At 65.3% G+C, this 13879-nt stretch carries 13 protein-coding genes; 10 read left to right on the forward strand and 3 right to left on the reverse strand.

Features of this window, described 5'->3' with window-relative positions; all coding sequences use genetic code 11:
* From AC1DX4_RS14795 to AC1DX4_RS14825, 7 genes are all read left to right on the forward strand, one after another.
* Positions 1-843, forward strand: a complete 843-nt coding sequence (locus AC1DX4_RS14795; RefSeq protein ID WP_477221004.1) for a carbohydrate ABC transporter permease — start codon at positions 1-3, stop codon at positions 841-843.
* Positions 844-906: 63 nt separating this feature from the next.
* Complete coding sequence (locus AC1DX4_RS14800) at positions 907-1728, forward strand: sugar phosphate isomerase/epimerase family protein (protein ID WP_477221005.1); 822 nt, start codon at positions 907-909, stop codon at positions 1726-1728.
* A gap of 11 nt (positions 1729-1739) precedes the next feature.
* Positions 1740-2816, forward strand: a complete 1077-nt coding sequence (locus AC1DX4_RS14805) for a Gfo/Idh/MocA family protein (RefSeq protein ID WP_477221006.1) — start codon at positions 1740-1742, stop codon at positions 2814-2816.
* Positions 2816-3637, forward strand: coding sequence for a sugar phosphate isomerase/epimerase family protein (locus tag AC1DX4_RS14810; protein WP_477221007.1), 822 nt, complete (start codon positions 2816-2818; stop codon positions 3635-3637). Before AC1DX4_RS14805 ends, AC1DX4_RS14810 begins: the two co-directional genes overlap by 1 nt.
* Positions 3634-4467 carry an alpha/beta fold hydrolase gene (locus AC1DX4_RS14815; protein WP_477221008.1) on the forward strand — a complete coding sequence of 278 codons (834 nt, stop codon included), beginning with the start codon at positions 3634-3636 and terminating at the stop codon, positions 4465-4467. Before AC1DX4_RS14810 ends, AC1DX4_RS14815 begins: the two co-directional genes overlap by 4 nt.
* Positions 4464-5186, forward strand: a complete 723-nt coding sequence (locus AC1DX4_RS14820; RefSeq protein WP_477221009.1) for a ribulose-phosphate 3-epimerase — start codon at positions 4464-4466, stop codon at positions 5184-5186. The genes AC1DX4_RS14815 and AC1DX4_RS14820 overlap by 4 nt, the downstream gene beginning before the upstream one ends.
* Positions 5183-6202, forward strand: a complete 1020-nt coding sequence (locus AC1DX4_RS14825) for an ROK family protein (protein ID WP_477221010.1) — start codon at positions 5183-5185, stop codon at positions 6200-6202. The genes AC1DX4_RS14820 and AC1DX4_RS14825 overlap by 4 nt, the downstream gene beginning before the upstream one ends.
* 72 nt (positions 6203-6274) lie before the next feature.
* Here the strand turns inward: AC1DX4_RS14825 and AC1DX4_RS14830 are convergent, their stop codons facing one another.
* The gene (locus tag AC1DX4_RS14830; protein ID WP_475452048.1) at positions 6275-7603 is read right to left on the reverse strand and encodes a dicarboxylate/amino acid:cation symporter; all 1329 of its coding nucleotides are present in this window, start codon (positions 7601-7603) and stop codon (positions 6275-6277) included.
* 313 nt (positions 7604-7916) lie between these two features.
* Here AC1DX4_RS14830 and AC1DX4_RS14835 point away from each other — a divergent pair, with 313 nt between their 5' ends.
* The 3 genes from AC1DX4_RS14835 to AC1DX4_RS14845 all read left to right on the forward strand — a co-directional run bounded on the left by AC1DX4_RS14835 (position 7917) and on the right by AC1DX4_RS14845 (position 11591).
* Entirely contained in the window at positions 7917-9722 is a 1806-nt protein-coding gene (locus AC1DX4_RS14835; protein WP_477221011.1) for a sensor histidine kinase, read from the forward strand.
* Positions 9719-11104, forward strand: coding sequence for a sigma-54-dependent transcriptional regulator (locus AC1DX4_RS14840; protein ID WP_477221012.1), 1386 nt, complete (start codon positions 9719-9721; stop codon positions 11102-11104). The genes AC1DX4_RS14835 and AC1DX4_RS14840 overlap by 4 nt, the downstream gene beginning before the upstream one ends.
* Positions 11105-11168: 64 nt before the next feature.
* Positions 11169-11591 (forward strand): GNAT family N-acetyltransferase, encoded by a 423-nt coding sequence (locus AC1DX4_RS14845; RefSeq protein WP_477221013.1) that lies wholly within the window; start codon positions 11169-11171, stop codon positions 11589-11591.
* On the opposite strand, the gene AC1DX4_RS14850 is transcribed toward AC1DX4_RS14845, so the two are convergent.
* Entirely contained in the window at positions 11588-12703 is a 1116-nt protein-coding gene (locus tag AC1DX4_RS14850) for an anhydro-N-acetylmuramic acid kinase (protein ID WP_477221014.1), read from the reverse strand. The two genes, AC1DX4_RS14845 and AC1DX4_RS14850, sit on opposite strands and share 4 nt — an antisense overlap.
* A gap of 10 nt (positions 12704-12713) precedes the next feature.
* Positions 12714-13718 (reverse strand): serine hydrolase domain-containing protein, encoded by a 1005-nt coding sequence (locus AC1DX4_RS14855; RefSeq protein ID WP_477221015.1) that lies wholly within the window; start codon positions 13716-13718, stop codon positions 12714-12716.
* Positions 13719-13879: the final 161 nt, after the last annotated feature.

Consider the following 13879-nt stretch of genomic DNA (forward strand, 5'->3'; position numbering starts at 1 on the left):
ATGAGGAAACGAAACTCTGGCAAAGACAAACTGATCACCGTCGCGCTGCATGTAGCGCTTGCAGCGGGGCTCTTTTTCGCGGCCTTCCCGATCTACTGGATGCTCAGCAGTTCGTTCAAATCGAACACCGAAATCTTTGCCTTGCCACCGACCATCCTGCCAAAGGCCTTCACGCTGGAAGCGTATGCGGCCATCCTTGGCGACCCGGTAAAGCTGCGCTTCTTCTTCAACAGCTATTTCGTGGCGGGATCGGTGACCGTGCTGACGGTGCTGATCGCCTTGCTGGCGGCCTACGGGTTCAGCCGCTTCAACTTCCGCGGCAAGGGCAGCCTGAACACACTCATCATCAGCACGCAGACGATTCCGCCGATCACACTTTTGATCCCCTTCTTCGGGCTTGTCGTCTCATACGGTATCTTCGATACCTACGTCGCACTGATCCTGACTTACCTGGTGTTTACGCTGCCCTACGCGATCCTGCTGATGACGGGGTATCTGAACACCTTGCCCCGCGATCTCGACGAGGCCGTGGCTGTCGATGGCGGCACCAGTTGGACAGCGCTTTGGCGGGTGGTCGTCCCGATTTCACTGCCTGGTATCGTGGCGACGTCGGTCTACACCTTCCTGTTGTGCTGGAACGAATTTCTCTTTGCGCTGACGCTGACGAAGTCAACGTCCATGCGCACCGTCCCGATCGGCATCCAGCTGTTGATGGGGCAGCACGCCTTCGAATGGAACCAGATGATGGCGATGAGCGTGCTCGGCTCGCTGCCGCTCTTGATCATCTACCTCGTTGCCCAGAGGTATTTCCTCGCCGGCATGACCGCGGGCTCGGTCAAATAGGATGTCCTTCCCACGGCGACGCAGAGTGGCATCAAGCAATAAGCGGTATCAAGGATTGAAAGGATGAACGTGAAAGACCTCAAAGTCGGCTGCCAGACCTTTACCTGGGAAATGCTCGGCGACCGTTTTACCGGCGGTCCCGACGATCTGTTGAAGGCCATCGCCGATGGCGGCTATTCCGGCATCGAGATCACCGACACCATGATCGGCCGCTACGCCGACCGGCCACCGGAATTCGCCGCCGCGCTGAAGTCGTCCGGCCTGACGCTCGTTTCCTTCGCCTTCGGGTCGGACAGTGGTTTTACGCTCAAGGATCAGATCGGCGCCGATCTCAAGGCGGCACAGCGCTGGATCGATTTCGCCGCCGCCTTTCCCGGCGCGCTGGTCTCGATGGGTTCGGCAACCGTGGTGTCCGACGGGCCGCGCGACGACAAGTTCGCCATCGCCGCCGAGGTTTACAACAAGGCCGGCGAGCTCGGCCGCAAGGCCGGTGTCCAGGTGGCGGTGCATCCGAGTTCGCACCACAACACGCTGCTGCTCGACCGCGCTGACTACGACAAGATCTTTGCCTTGCTCGACCCGGATCTGGTCGGCTGGGTGCCGGATACCGGCCACATCCTGCGCGGCCACAAGGACATGTCCGACACGTTGCGCACCTATCGCGACCGCATCCGCTACATCCATTTGAAGGACGTCGACGCCAACGGCACCTGGGCGATGTTGGGCAAGGGCGTCTGCGACACATCAGCGGTTATCGAGATCGCAAACACCGCGCCGCGCTTCAACGGCTGGCTGGTGCTGGAAGAGGAATCCGACACGGCCGCCGCCGACCCCGCCGGCGCGGTCAAGACCAACCGCCAGACAATGCGCAGCTACGGCGCCTGAAGAACGAGACGATGATCAAGAAACAAGACAGACGCCTCAGGGTCGGCGTGCTCGGTTGCGGTCCCATCGCGCAGTTCGCGCATCTGCAATCCTGCACCAAGGCCGCCAATGCCGACCTCTACGCCATCTGCGACACGGCGCCCGATTTGCTCGCCCGCATGGGCGCCACCTACGAACCGCAAAAGATGTATGCCGACTATGACGCCATGCTCGCCGATCCCGAGTTGGAGGCGGTGATCGTCGCCACCTCGGACGCCTACCACGTGCCGATGTCGATCAAGGCGCTCGACGCCGGCAAGCATGTTCTCTGCGAAAAGCCGATCGGCACCTCTGTCGAGGAAGGCGAGGCGCTGGCAGCGGCGGTCAAGCGCTCCGGCAAGGTGCTGCAGGTCGGCCACATGAAGCGCTTCGACCCGGCGCTGGAGGCGGCCCACGACTTCGTCCGCGACGAGATGGGCGAGGTGCTGGCGCTCAAGGCCTGGTATTGCGATTCCACCCACCGCTACACTAACACCGACGCCATTCAGCCGCTGCCCGTCACCAGCAAATTGGCGAGGAAACCCGCAGGCAATCCGAAGGCCGATCTCAGGCAATATTTCATGCTGGCGCATGGCTCGCATCTCGTCGATACCGCCCGCTTCCTCTGCGGCGAAATCACCGCCGTGCACGCGCGCCTCAACGAACGCTTCGGCGCCTATTGCTGGTTCGTCGAAACCGAGTTCGCCAGCGGCGCGCTCGGCCATCTCGATCTGACAGTCGCTGTGCGCATGGACTGGCATGAAGGCTTCCAGCTTTATGGCGAGAACGGTTCGGTCATCGCCAAAACCTTCAACCCCTGGTACTTCCGCGCCAGCGAGGTCGACATTTTCCATGAGAAGGACGCGACCTCGCGCAAACCGCTCGGCGCCGACGGCCATTTCTTCCGCCGCCAGTTGGAAGGCCTCGCCGACACGGTGCTGAACGGCACGCCGATGCGCGGCGCCAATGTCGAGGACGGCATCGCCTCGATCCGTGCCATGGTGGCGATTGCCCGTTCCGTCGAGACCGGTGAGCGTGTTGAGCTAACCTCGGTTTCAGGTGCGGTCTGATGCGTCTCGGCATCTTCGCCAAGACTTTTTCGGGCACCGAGCCGGCCACCGTGCTGGCTGCCGTGAAACAGGCCGGCTATGAGACGACGCAGTTCAATCTCGCTTGCGCCGGCCTGCCGTCGATGCCGGATGCCGTTCCGGCGGATGCCGTCGCGGCGATCCGCGCTGCCGCGCAGTCGACTGGCGTTTCGCTGGCCGCACTATCGGGCACCTACAACATGGCGCATCCCGACAAGACCGTGCGCGACGATGGCCTTCGCCGTCTTGCCGTCGTCATCGAGACGGCAGCATCCCTCGGCATTCCGCTGGTCACGCTTTGCACCGGCTCACGCAATGCCGCCGACCAGTGGGCATTTCATCCTGACAATGCCACGCCGGCCGCATGGTCCGACATGGCCGTCGAGATGGCGAAGGCCCTGGCGCTGGCCGAGGACGCCGGCGTCGATCTCGGCATAGAGCCCGAGCAGGCCAACATCGTCACCTCGGCAAGCGACGCGACACGCCTGATCGCCGATATGGGCTCGAAGCACCTGAAGATCGTGCTCGACCCGGCAAACCTGTTCGAGCACGCGACGCCGGACGAAGCACGTGCCATCGTCGCCGCCGCGATCGACCAAGCCGCCGGCCACATCGCCATGGCGCACGCCAAGGACCGGCATGGCGACGGCCGCTTCGCCACATCAGGGCAAGGCATCGTCGACTTCCCGGATTTCGTCGCGCGGCTGAAGGCCGTCGGTTTCGACGGCGCGCTCGTCACCCACGGGCTGTCCGCCGATGAGGCGCCTAGCGTTGCCGCCTTCCTGCGAGGGCTGCTCCGATGAGTGCGGCGCCAACGATCCTGCTGCGCGACGATGCCGCTCTTCATGTCTTCGACACCGGGCAGGGCGGGCTTCCCGTTATCTTCCAGCATGGTCTCGGCGGTGATGCCGTCCAGGTGGCGCAGAATTTTCCCGATGGCCCGTCACGCCGCCGGCTGACCGTCGAATGCCGCGCTCAGGGTGGCTCCGGTGCCGGCAGCAAGCGTCCGTTTTCGATCGCCATGTTCGCCGACGATGTGCTGGCCGCTGCGGATGCGGCTGGGCTCGACCGCTTCGTTGCCGGCGGCATTTCAATGGGCGCCGCCATCGCGCTGCACCTCGCTTCTCGCCACCCGGACCGTGTGCTTGGTTTGGTGCTGGTGCGCCCTGCCTGGGCCTTCGATGCAGCGCCGCAGAACATGCGCCCCTATGTCGAAGTGGCCGAACTCATCCGCCGGCTTCCGCTGGCTGAAGCGCGCGAAACCTTCGCGTCCTCCGCAACATCGGCCCGCTTTCGCACAGAGGCGCCGGACAATCTCGCTTCGCTGCTCGGCTTCTTCGCGCGTGAAAACGCCACCGTCTTCGCCGAGGTGATGCAGGCGATCGCGGCCGACGGACCCGGTGTGACGCAGGCCGAAGCCGCGGGTTTCGCAACACCCACGCTGGTCATCGGCAGCGCCATCGATCTCGTCCATCCCCTGGCGACCGCGCGCGAACTCGCCGCGACCATCCCCAACACGACCTTCACCGAGGTGACGCCAAAAGCCACCGACAAGGATCGCCATTTCGCCGAAATCCGCGCCGCCATCAGCAGCTTTCTCGACACGAATTTCAACAACCAGGATCCATCATGACTTCAAAGCCCCTGTCAGGCCCCGCCGCCATCGCCGCATTGCCGCGCGATCGCTTGATCGCCGAATTTTCGCTGTGGTCGGCCAATCTCGCCAATTTCGAGAGCGATCTGAAACGGATCGAACCCTATGTCGATCTGCATCATATCGATGTCGCGGACGGCCATTTCGCGCCGTCCTTCCTGTTCTTCCCCGATCTCGTCGCCCGCATCGCTGGCCTGACGGCCAAACCCATCCATGTCCATCTGATGGTCGATGCGGCAATCGTCGAGGCGCAGACGCGCCAGTTCATCGAGGCCGGCGCCGACATGATCAGCGTCCATGCCGAGAACGGCGAGGCGGGTTTGCGCGCCGTGCGGCTGGCCCGCGAACTCGGCGCCGAAGCTGGCGTTGTGTTGAGGCTGGAGACGCCCGTCGAGGCGGTGACGCCTTTCGTCTCCGAGGTCGCCTTCGTCACGCTGCTGGGCACCGCGATCGGCGTCAAGGGCCAGAGCCTGTCGGAGAAGGCCTGCGACAGGCTGGGCGCCACTCGTGCGATCCTGAGAAAGGCCGGCCGCGAGGCTGCGGTCGTGCTTGCGGCCGACGGCGGCATCCGCCACGAGACCGTGCCGTTGTTGCGTGCCGCCGGCGCCGAAACCGTGGTTCTGGGCTCGCTCGCCTTTGGCGACAAGGATCTCGCCGGCCGCATCGGCTGGCTGCATGGGCTGAAGGTTGCGGCATGACCACTGAAGCCGCCCTTGCGATCGATCTTGGCGGCACCGAGCTTCGTGCCGCGCTGGTCGACCGTGACGGCAAGATACTGGCCTTCGCCGCGGTGCCGACGCAAGCGCAGGCCGGGCCTGACGTGGTGATCGACCAGATCGAGGCGCTGGCCGCGACCGTGCATGCCGAGGCGCCGGGGCTCGCCATTGTCGGCGTCGGCGTCGGCGCGCCGGGGCCGCTCGATCCGCTGGCCGGCATTGCCGTCGGGCCGCCGACGCTGGCCGGCTGGCAGGATGTCCCGCTGGCCGATATCCTCGAGCGGCGGCTCGGCCTGCCGGTGCGGCTGGAAAACGACGCCAATGCGGCGGCACTCGGCGAATGGCGCTTCGGCGCCGGCCATGGCGCCCGCTCGTTGGTCTTTGTCACGGTGTCCACCGGCATTGGCGGCGGTGTCGTTGCCGACGGACGCATCCTGCATGGCCGCCGTGGGCTGGCCGCCGAGATCGGCCATATGACCATCACCAACGAAGGCGAGCGCTGCGTCTGCGGCGTCGTCGGCTGCTTCGAGGCCATCGCCTCGGGCACCGCACTTGGCCGCCGTGCCAATGCCGCGACATCGGCCTTTGACGGCTCGACGCTGCGGCGTCTCTCGGCCAATGGCGAGGTCACGGGTCGTCACGTGGTCGAGGCCGCGCGGCTGCAGGATGACCTCGCCGCCGCCCTGCTCGAGGAGGAGGCGCGCTGGCTCGGCGTCGGTTTCACCAATTTGCTGCATCTCTATTCGCCCGACGTGCTGGTCGTCGGCGGCGGCATCGCCAATGGCCTCGACCTGATGCATCCGGTCATCGAGGCGACCATCCGGCAGCGCGCCATGCGCGCCTATCGCGACGTGCCTGTCGTCCAGGCGCAGCTTGGCCGCCATGCCGGGCTGGTCGGCGCTGCCAGCCTTGTCCTGTTCGACGATGGCAGCCTGGCGGCCCGCATGCCTGTCGGTCCAAGCACGTTTCCGGAAGCGCGGAGGGACTTCAATGGCTGACACGTCAAGGTAAAAAAGTGGCCGGAGGCAGCGATGCCTCCGGCCATTTGCATTGCCATGCGACCGCGCGAATTACTCGGCGGGAACGACATCCGCCGGCAGGCTGTCGTCGGCAGTACCGGCCAAGGCCCTGGCGAGCTTGGCCTCGTCGAGTTCGCCTTCCCAGCGTGCAACAACCAGCGTGGCGACGGCGTTGCCGACGAAGTTGGTCAGCGCCCGGCACTCCGACATGAAGCGGTCGACACCGAGGATCAGCGCCATGCCGGCGACCGGCACCGAAGGCACGACCGAAAGCGTCGCGGCAAGGGTGATGAAGCCGGCGCCGGTGATGCCGGCAGCACCCTTGGACGAGAGCATCGCCACCAGCAGCAGCAGGATCTGGTCGCCGATCGACAGGTGGATGTTCGTCGCCTGCGCGATGAACAGCGCGGCCAGTGTCATGTAGATGTTGGTGCCGTCGAGGTTGAAGGAATAGCCGGTCGGGATGACCAGGCCAACCACCGAGCGCTTGGCGCCGGCCTTTTCCATCTTTTCCATCAGCGAGGGCAGGGCGGCTTCCGACGAGGAGGTGCCCAGCACCAGAAGCAACTCTTCCTTGATGTAGCGCAGCAGCGACAGGATGGAGAAGCCGTTGTAGCGGCAGACGGCACCCAACACGACGAACACGAACAGCAGCGATGTCGCGTAGAAGGTGCCGACCAGCATGGCGAGGTTGATGACCGAGCCGATGCCGTATTTGCCGATGGTGAAGGCCATGGCGCCGAAAGCGCCGATGGGGGCTGCCTTCATCAGCACGCTGACCAGCTTGAACATCGGCGCCATCAGCGCCTGCAGGAAGTTGAGCACCGGTGCACCCCTGTCGCCGACCAGCGCCAGCGCGATGCCGAACAGCACCGAGAAGAACAGCACCTGCAATATGTCGCCATCGGCGAAGGCGCCGACGATCGTGCCGGGGATGATGTTCATCAGGAAGCCGGTGACCGACTGGTCATGCGCCTTGGCGGCATAGGTGTTGACGGTCGAGGCATCGAGCGTCGCCGGGTCGATGTTGAAGCCGGCACCCGGCTGCACGACATTGGCGACGATGAGACCGATGATCAGCGCCAGCGTCGAGAAGGTGAGGAAATAAAGCATCGCCTTGCCGGCGACGCGGCCGACCTTCTGCAGGTCGCTCATGCCGGCAATGCCGGTCGCGACCGTCAGGAAGATGACCGGGGCGATGATCATCTTGACCAGCTTGATGAAGGCGTCGCCGAGCGGCTTCATGCTCTCGCCGACAGAGGGATAGTAATGGCCGAGCAGGATGCCGACGGTGATCGCCACCAGCACCTGCACGTAGAGTTGGGCATAGAGGGGCTTGCGCTGCGCGGCGGGCGCGCCTGATTGGTCTGCGATGTGCATCGATCTCTCCCTGGCCGGATGGACGGAAACCGCCCTGCGTGACTTCTCCCATCGCGGCGTTCCGGTCGCCCGCCGCTGCAAGGAGTTTTGCAAGCGCTGTGCCAGATCCGGGAAAGCCCGGAATCCCGGGATTCCGGGCATTCTTCAGCGGCCTTTGGTGGAGGTGTGTGCGGATTTCCGCACGCGAAACATTTTGCCTGGGCGGAATTTCGCATTACAGTGACCTTGAGGCCCTAGCAAAGGGAGAGGGCAGACGTCGCAGGCAGGCACCGATAGCGGCTCCGCGACCGGCCGCGAACTGCTGCGTGAGGCGGTGGCCCGGCTGCGCGATGGCCGCTGGCTTGTCGTCGTCATCGCCCTGGCGGTCCTGGCCGGCGCGATCGCCATCGCCGGGCGCATCGCCACCGGCCAGGCAGCCGATGATCTCCGCGACACAGCGCTTGCCGCCTTGCCGCTGGCTGCGGGAACGCTGACCGGCGAAATCGAAAAGCAGCGCCTGGTTCCCTTGGTGCTGGCCCGCGACGATGCGGTGCGCGGGGCGCTGCGTCGGGCCGGGAAGATGCAGGAGGCGGCCCTCAACGACAAGCTCAAGGCGATCGCCGGCGATGCCTCGGCATCCGCCATCTATGTCATCGACACGGCGGGCATCGCGATATCGGCCAGCAATGCCGGCGAGCCGACGAGCTTTGTCGGCATCGACTATAATTTTCGCCATTACTTCAACGAGGCGATGGCGAAGGGCGCTGCCAGCCAGTACGGCCTCGGCACGATCAGCGGCCGACCGGGGCTCTATCTTTCGAGCCGCGTCGATGACAACGGCAAGCCGCTGGGCGTTGCGGTGTTGAAGGTCGAACTCGACGGTGTCGAAGCCAATTGGCGCTCCAGCGGCTTCCTCGTTTTCGTCACCGACGAACGCGGCGTCGTGCTGGCCACCAGCCAGCCCGAATGGCGGTTTCACGCACTGGCGCCGCTCTCCGCCGAAGCCGCCGCCGCTGCCCTTGAGCAACTGCAATTGACGGACGCCGCCTTCGAGCCCTTGCCGATACGGCGCGGCGCGGGTGACGGCCTGGCGACGATCGACAGTTCGGGCAAGCCGCGCCAGTTCGTCGAAGTGGTGCAGGACCTGCCCGGTGCGGTCCCTGGCTGGCGCCTCTGGCTTTTGACGCCTGCCGACGCCGCCCTCTCGTCCGCCGCCAACACGGCGCGCCTGACGACGCTGCTCGGGCTGCTGCTGACGGGCCTGCTTGCCTATGTGCTGACAAGGCGCCGCCGCACACGCCGGCTGCGGCAGGAAGCGCTGGCGCGCATGAACGCCGAGCTCGAAAGCCGGGTCAGCACTCGGACCGCCGAACTGACGCGCTCCAACACCGCACTTGCCGGCGAAATCGCCGAACGTGAGAGTGCCGAAGCCAAGGTCCGCCGGCTGCGCGACGATCTCGCCCAGGCCAACCGGCTTTCCATCCTCGGCCAGATCGCCGCCGGCGTGGCGCATGAGATCAACCAGCCGGTCGCCGCCATCCGCACCTATGCCGAGAATGCCGGCCGCTTCCTCGAAACCGGCAAGACCGAACCGGCAAGCGGCAATCTGACCTCGATCGTCTCTATGACTGAGCGCATCGGCGCCATCACCAATACGCTGCGCACCTTCGCCCGCCGGCCCGGTGTCGCCGCTTCGCCACTGCCGGTGCGCGAGGCGATCGACGGCGCGCTGTCGCTGCTGTCCGGCCGCATCCGCGATTCCGGCGTGACCATCGTCAAGCCGCGCGGCAACGCCTCGCCATTGGTGATGGCCAGCCGCATCCGGCTGGAGCAGATCCTCGTCAATCTGTTGCAGAACGCGCTGGATGCCATGAAGGACCAGTCCGATCCCCGTATCGAGATCGAACTCGCCGAGCGCGACGACCGGGTGTTGATCTCAGTACGCGACAACGGCCCGGGTCTCGGGCCAGAAGCGGCCGGCAATCTGTTCATGCCGTTCCAGACCACCAAGGAGAAGGGGCTCGGGCTCGGACTGGTGATCTCGCAGGAGATCGCCCAGGAATTGGGCGGCACCTTGCAGCTCGATCCCGACAGTGCCGGCGGCGCGTCCTTCACCATCGATTTGAGGCGAATTGAATGACGCAGGGATCAGGGCTGGTGACGCTTGTCGACGACGATGCCGACCTGCTGCACGCCACCACGCAATTGCTCGAACTTGCCGGCTTCACGGTGGTCGCGCGCGATGCCGCCGAAGCCGCACTTGCCGTCGTCGACAGGGATTTCGACGGCGTGGTCGTCAGCGACATCCGCATGCCGGGCATGAACGGCCTGCAGCTGTTCGACCGCATCAAGGCGATCGACGCCGATATACCTGTCATTCTGGTCACCGGGCACGGGGATGTCGATCTCGCGGTGGCCGCACTCAAGGACGGCGTCTACGATTTCATCCCAAAGCCCTATGCCGGCGATCGCCTTGTCGAGGCGCTGAAACGGGCGAGCGAGAAGCGGCGGCTGGTGATGGAGAACCGGCGGCTGCGCGAAGCAGCCGCTCTGGCCGCCGACGGCCTGCCGCTGATCGGCGAAGCGCCCGCGATCCGGCGCCTTCGCGAAACCTTGCGCCAGATCGCCGACATGGATGTCGACGTGCTGGTCGAAGGGGAGACCGGAACCGGCAAGGAAGTGGTGGCGGACCTCTTGCACCGCTGGGGCCGGCGCCGTGCCAAACCCTTCGTGGCGCTGAATTGCGGCGCCTTGCCGGAGACGGTCATCGAAAGCGAGCTGTTCGGCCACGAGGCCGGCGCGTTCACCGGTGCGCAGCGGCGGCGGATCGGCCGCGTCGAGCATTCCAGCGGCGGTACGCTGTTCCTCGACGAGATCGAATCCATGCCGCCGGCCCTACAGGTCAAGCTGCTGCGGGTGCTGGAGACGCGCAGTCTCACTCCGCTTGGTTCCAACGAGATCCGGCGCATCGATCTGAGGGTCGTGGCGGCAACCAAGGTCGATCTCGGCCGGCCCGACCAGCGCGGCGATTTTCGCGAGGATCTGTATTTCCGCCTCAACGTGGTGACGCTGCGCATACCGCCCTTACGCGAGCGGCGCGGCGACATTCCGATGCTGTTCGGCCATTTCCTCGGCAAGGCCGCGGAACGGTTCGGCCGGCCTGTCGCCAAGGTGAACGCCGCGGTCAGCGATCATCTCCAGTCGCATGCCTGGCCGGGCAATGTGCGCGAGCTCGCGCATTTCGCTGATCGCGTAGCACTAGGTCTCGGCCCGGACGACGAGGCGAAAGCGGTTCCCTCGCAATCGGCGGAGCCTGCCGCCTCGCTGCCCGAACGCGTGGGCCACTACGAGGCGCAACTCATCCGCGACGCGCTGCGCGATCATGGCGGTGATGTGCGCGGCGCCATCGACGCGCTCGGCGTGCCGCGCAAGACGTTTTATGACAAGCTCAAGCGCTACGGCATCGCCGCGTCCGAATTTCGCAATGGCGGCGATCCGCAGCCTGTTCGAGAGCAGACATAGAGTGCGCGGGCCTCACGCTTCATAACCCCTTCATCCCATCCAGCCATGCATTCCGGAAAGAGCCATGAAGACGACACTCGAAACGACGGCAAATCCCTTGCCCGAAGACCTCGCCTTTCTGAGCGAACGGCTGACGGCGTTCAACGACGGCGATGTCGGGGCTTCCGAAAGAAAGGCGCTGGCGGTGTTCGTGCGTGACGAGGACGGTGCGGTCGTTGCCGGCATTTCGGGCTACACCGCCTGGGGCTGGCTCTACGTGCAGTGGCTGTGGGTCGATGAAAGGCTGCGCGGCCAGCACATGGCAGGCCAGATGCTGGCCGCGGCCGAACAGGAGGCCATGGCACGCGGCTGCCACGGCGCGTTGATCGACACCTTCAATCCGAACGCCGAAAAGGTCTACCAGCGCCAGGGCTATCGGCCCTTCGGCACGCTGGCCGATTTTCCGGTCGGTCGCAGCCGCATCTTCCTGCAGAAGGAACTCGCTTAACCAGCGAGTTTTCCGCCGCGCATCGGCTGCGGCGCGCCTGTGGTGCTTGGAAAACTGATCGGCAGGCCGCGCAGCACGCGAACCGCGAGGAAGGCAAAACACTCCGCCTCGACCGCGTCGCCGCTCCAGCCAAGGCTTTCGGCCTGCACCACCTCGACGCCGGCGCGGCTGGCGAGCATGGCCATCATCGTCGGATTGTGGCGGCCGCCACCGCTGACCACCAGCCTCTTCGGCCGGCTCGGCAAGAGATCGAGCGCCTTGCCGACGGCGCCGGCGGTGAAGGCGGTGAGCAGGGCCGCGCCATCCTCGGCGTTGAGGCCATCGGCCATGGCAGCACCGAAGTCGAAGCGATCAAGCGATTTGGGGAAAGGCTTGGTCAGATAAGGATGCTGCAACAGCTTGGCGAGCCTAGCCTCGTCGACCGTACCCGCGCGACCAAGCGCGCCGTCGCGGTCCATTTCGCCGAGCCCTTTCGACTTGATGAAATCGTTGAGCGGCGCGTTGGCCGGTCCGGTATCGAAGGCGACGACATTGTCGGCGCCATCCCACCAGGTGACGTTGGCGACGCCGCCAAGATTGAGCACGGCCACCTCGCCGCTGGCGCCGGCGCTGCGCATCAGCGCGGTGTGATAGGCTGCGGCCAGGGGCGCGCCTTGCCCGCCGGCGCGCATGTCGGCCGAGCGGAAATCATACGCGACCTTGGTGCCCAATAGGGAGTGCATCAGCTCGCCGTCGCCGAGCTGCCGCGTCTGGCCGAGCCGTCCGACCTGCGGCGCGCGATGCAGCACCGTCTGGCCATGGAAACCGACGACGCCGATATCGGCCATTGTCATGCCATAGCCCTCGACCAATTCCTTGACCGCCGCCGACTGGGCGCGCGTCAATGCTTCCTCGGCCTTGCGGAAGATCGCCGGTTCCGGCCCGACAAAATTCCAGGCCCGCGCCGCCGTCAGCGTCTCTTCCAGCAGGGAGCGGATCGATTGGGGATAAGGCATCAGCCGATAGGTGCCGAAATCGTCGATGCGCTCGCCATCGGTCTTGATCAGCGCGACGTCGATATTGCCGTCAAGCACGGTGCCGGTCATCAGGCCGACGGCCCAGATTGGTTCCATCATTGAGCTCCTAAAGTCCATTGACGAGATCGCCGACCGTCTGCCGCAGCGAAACGATTCCGCTGTCGAAATGGCGTGTCGGATGGATCCGGTTGGTGAGCAAGGTCCAGGCCTTGCCGCTGTCGAAGTCGATCCACAAGCCGGTGCCGGTAAAGCCGGTATGGCCGATGGTTTCGGGGCTGCACAATGAGCCGCCGGACCAGCCGTCGTAAGGACGTTCCCAGCCATGGGTGCGGGTGGCGGACAGGGGCGTGCGCATCAGTGCGATCGAACGTTCGGTGGCACCTGTACCGTCCAGCAGCCCCTGCGCGAAACCCAGCACCGAAGTGGCTGTGCCGAACAGGCCGGCATGACCGGCGCCTTGCAGCGCCGAGCAATTGTCGTCGTGCACTTCACCGGAGAGCACACGATGACGCCAGGTGCAGTCCTCGGTCGCCGCGGCGGCATCCGGCTCTGTTGACCAGGCAAAGCCTGGGCCGGGATCCATGTCGCGGATGGTCTTGCCCGAGAGCCGCTCGAGCGCAAAGCCGAGCAGGATGAAGTTGATGTCGGAATAGACCGGGTCGCGGGCGCGCCATTCGCGCTGCAGGATGAAGGCGCGCAGCAGGTCAGGGTCCCGCCCATAGGTATAGATCGGCTCGACGGCGGGAAACGGTGTCTGGTGGCCGAGGCACTGGCGAAACGTCACCTGCCGCTCCCAGGCCTCGACATCATATTGGCGCAGGTCGGGCAGCACCGAGATCAGCGGTGCGTCTAGATCGATGACGCCGCTCTCCGCCAACGCCAGGATGCGCGGGGTGGTGAAGATGATTTTGGTCAGGGACGCCAGGTCGAACCAGGTTTCGGCGGTCATCGGCCGCTGCTTGGGTACGAGTTGCGCGGAGCCGATTGCCCTGGTTATGCGGTGGCCATTGCTGTCGACAATGCCGAGCACGCCGCCGGGAATGCGCTTGGTGGCTACTGCGGCTTCCAGTGGTGCGAACGCGCGGTCGAAGAGTGGGGCGAGGTCGCTCAAGGATGGCCTCCATTGGAGAGGCCGAGATCCGTCACACCCCCCTCTGCCCTGCCGGGCATCTCCCCCGCAAGGGGGGAGATTGGCAGCGTTGATGTTCCGCAAACCTTCCAACGTTGGAGATTGGCGAAAGCCGGCGTGACATCCGATCTCCCCCCTTGCGG

The organism is Mesorhizobium sp. P3_A8, from assembly GCF_056402995.1.

What these genes read in the sequence shown, in the direction of transcription:
- AC1DX4_RS14805 (WP_477221006.1), top strand. Translation starts at nt 1,740, where the DNA reads ATGATCAAGAAACAAGACAGACGCCTCAGGGTCGGCGTGCTCGGTTGC.
- AC1DX4_RS14825 (WP_477221010.1), top strand. Translation starts at nt 5,183, where the DNA reads ATGACCACTGAAGCCGCCCTTGCGATCGATCTTGGCGGCACCGAGCTT.
- AC1DX4_RS14795 (WP_477221004.1), top strand. Translation starts at nt 1, where the DNA reads ATGAGGAAACGAAACTCTGGCAAAGACAAACTGATCACCGTCGCGCTG.
- AC1DX4_RS14845 (WP_477221013.1), top strand. Translation starts at nt 11,169, where the DNA reads ATGAAGACGACACTCGAAACGACGGCAAATCCCTTGCCCGAAGACCTC.
- AC1DX4_RS14820 (WP_477221009.1), top strand. Translation starts at nt 4,464, where the DNA reads ATGACTTCAAAGCCCCTGTCAGGCCCCGCCGCCATCGCCGCATTGCCG.
- AC1DX4_RS14800 (WP_477221005.1), top strand. Translation starts at nt 907, where the DNA reads ATGAACGTGAAAGACCTCAAAGTCGGCTGCCAGACCTTTACCTGGGAA.
- AC1DX4_RS14830 (WP_475452048.1), bottom strand. Translation starts at nt 7,603, where the DNA reads ATGCACATCGCAGACCAATCAGGCGCGCCCGCCGCGCAGCGCAAGCCC.
- AC1DX4_RS14810 (WP_477221007.1), top strand. Translation starts at nt 2,816, where the DNA reads ATGCGTCTCGGCATCTTCGCCAAGACTTTTTCGGGCACCGAGCCGGCC.
- AC1DX4_RS14815 (WP_477221008.1), top strand. Translation starts at nt 3,634, where the DNA reads ATGAGTGCGGCGCCAACGATCCTGCTGCGCGACGATGCCGCTCTTCAT.
- AC1DX4_RS14840 (WP_477221012.1), top strand. Translation starts at nt 9,719, where the DNA reads ATGACGCAGGGATCAGGGCTGGTGACGCTTGTCGACGACGATGCCGAC.
- AC1DX4_RS14850 (WP_477221014.1), bottom strand. Translation starts at nt 12,703, where the DNA reads ATGGAACCAATCTGGGCCGTCGGCCTGATGACCGGCACCGTGCTTGAC.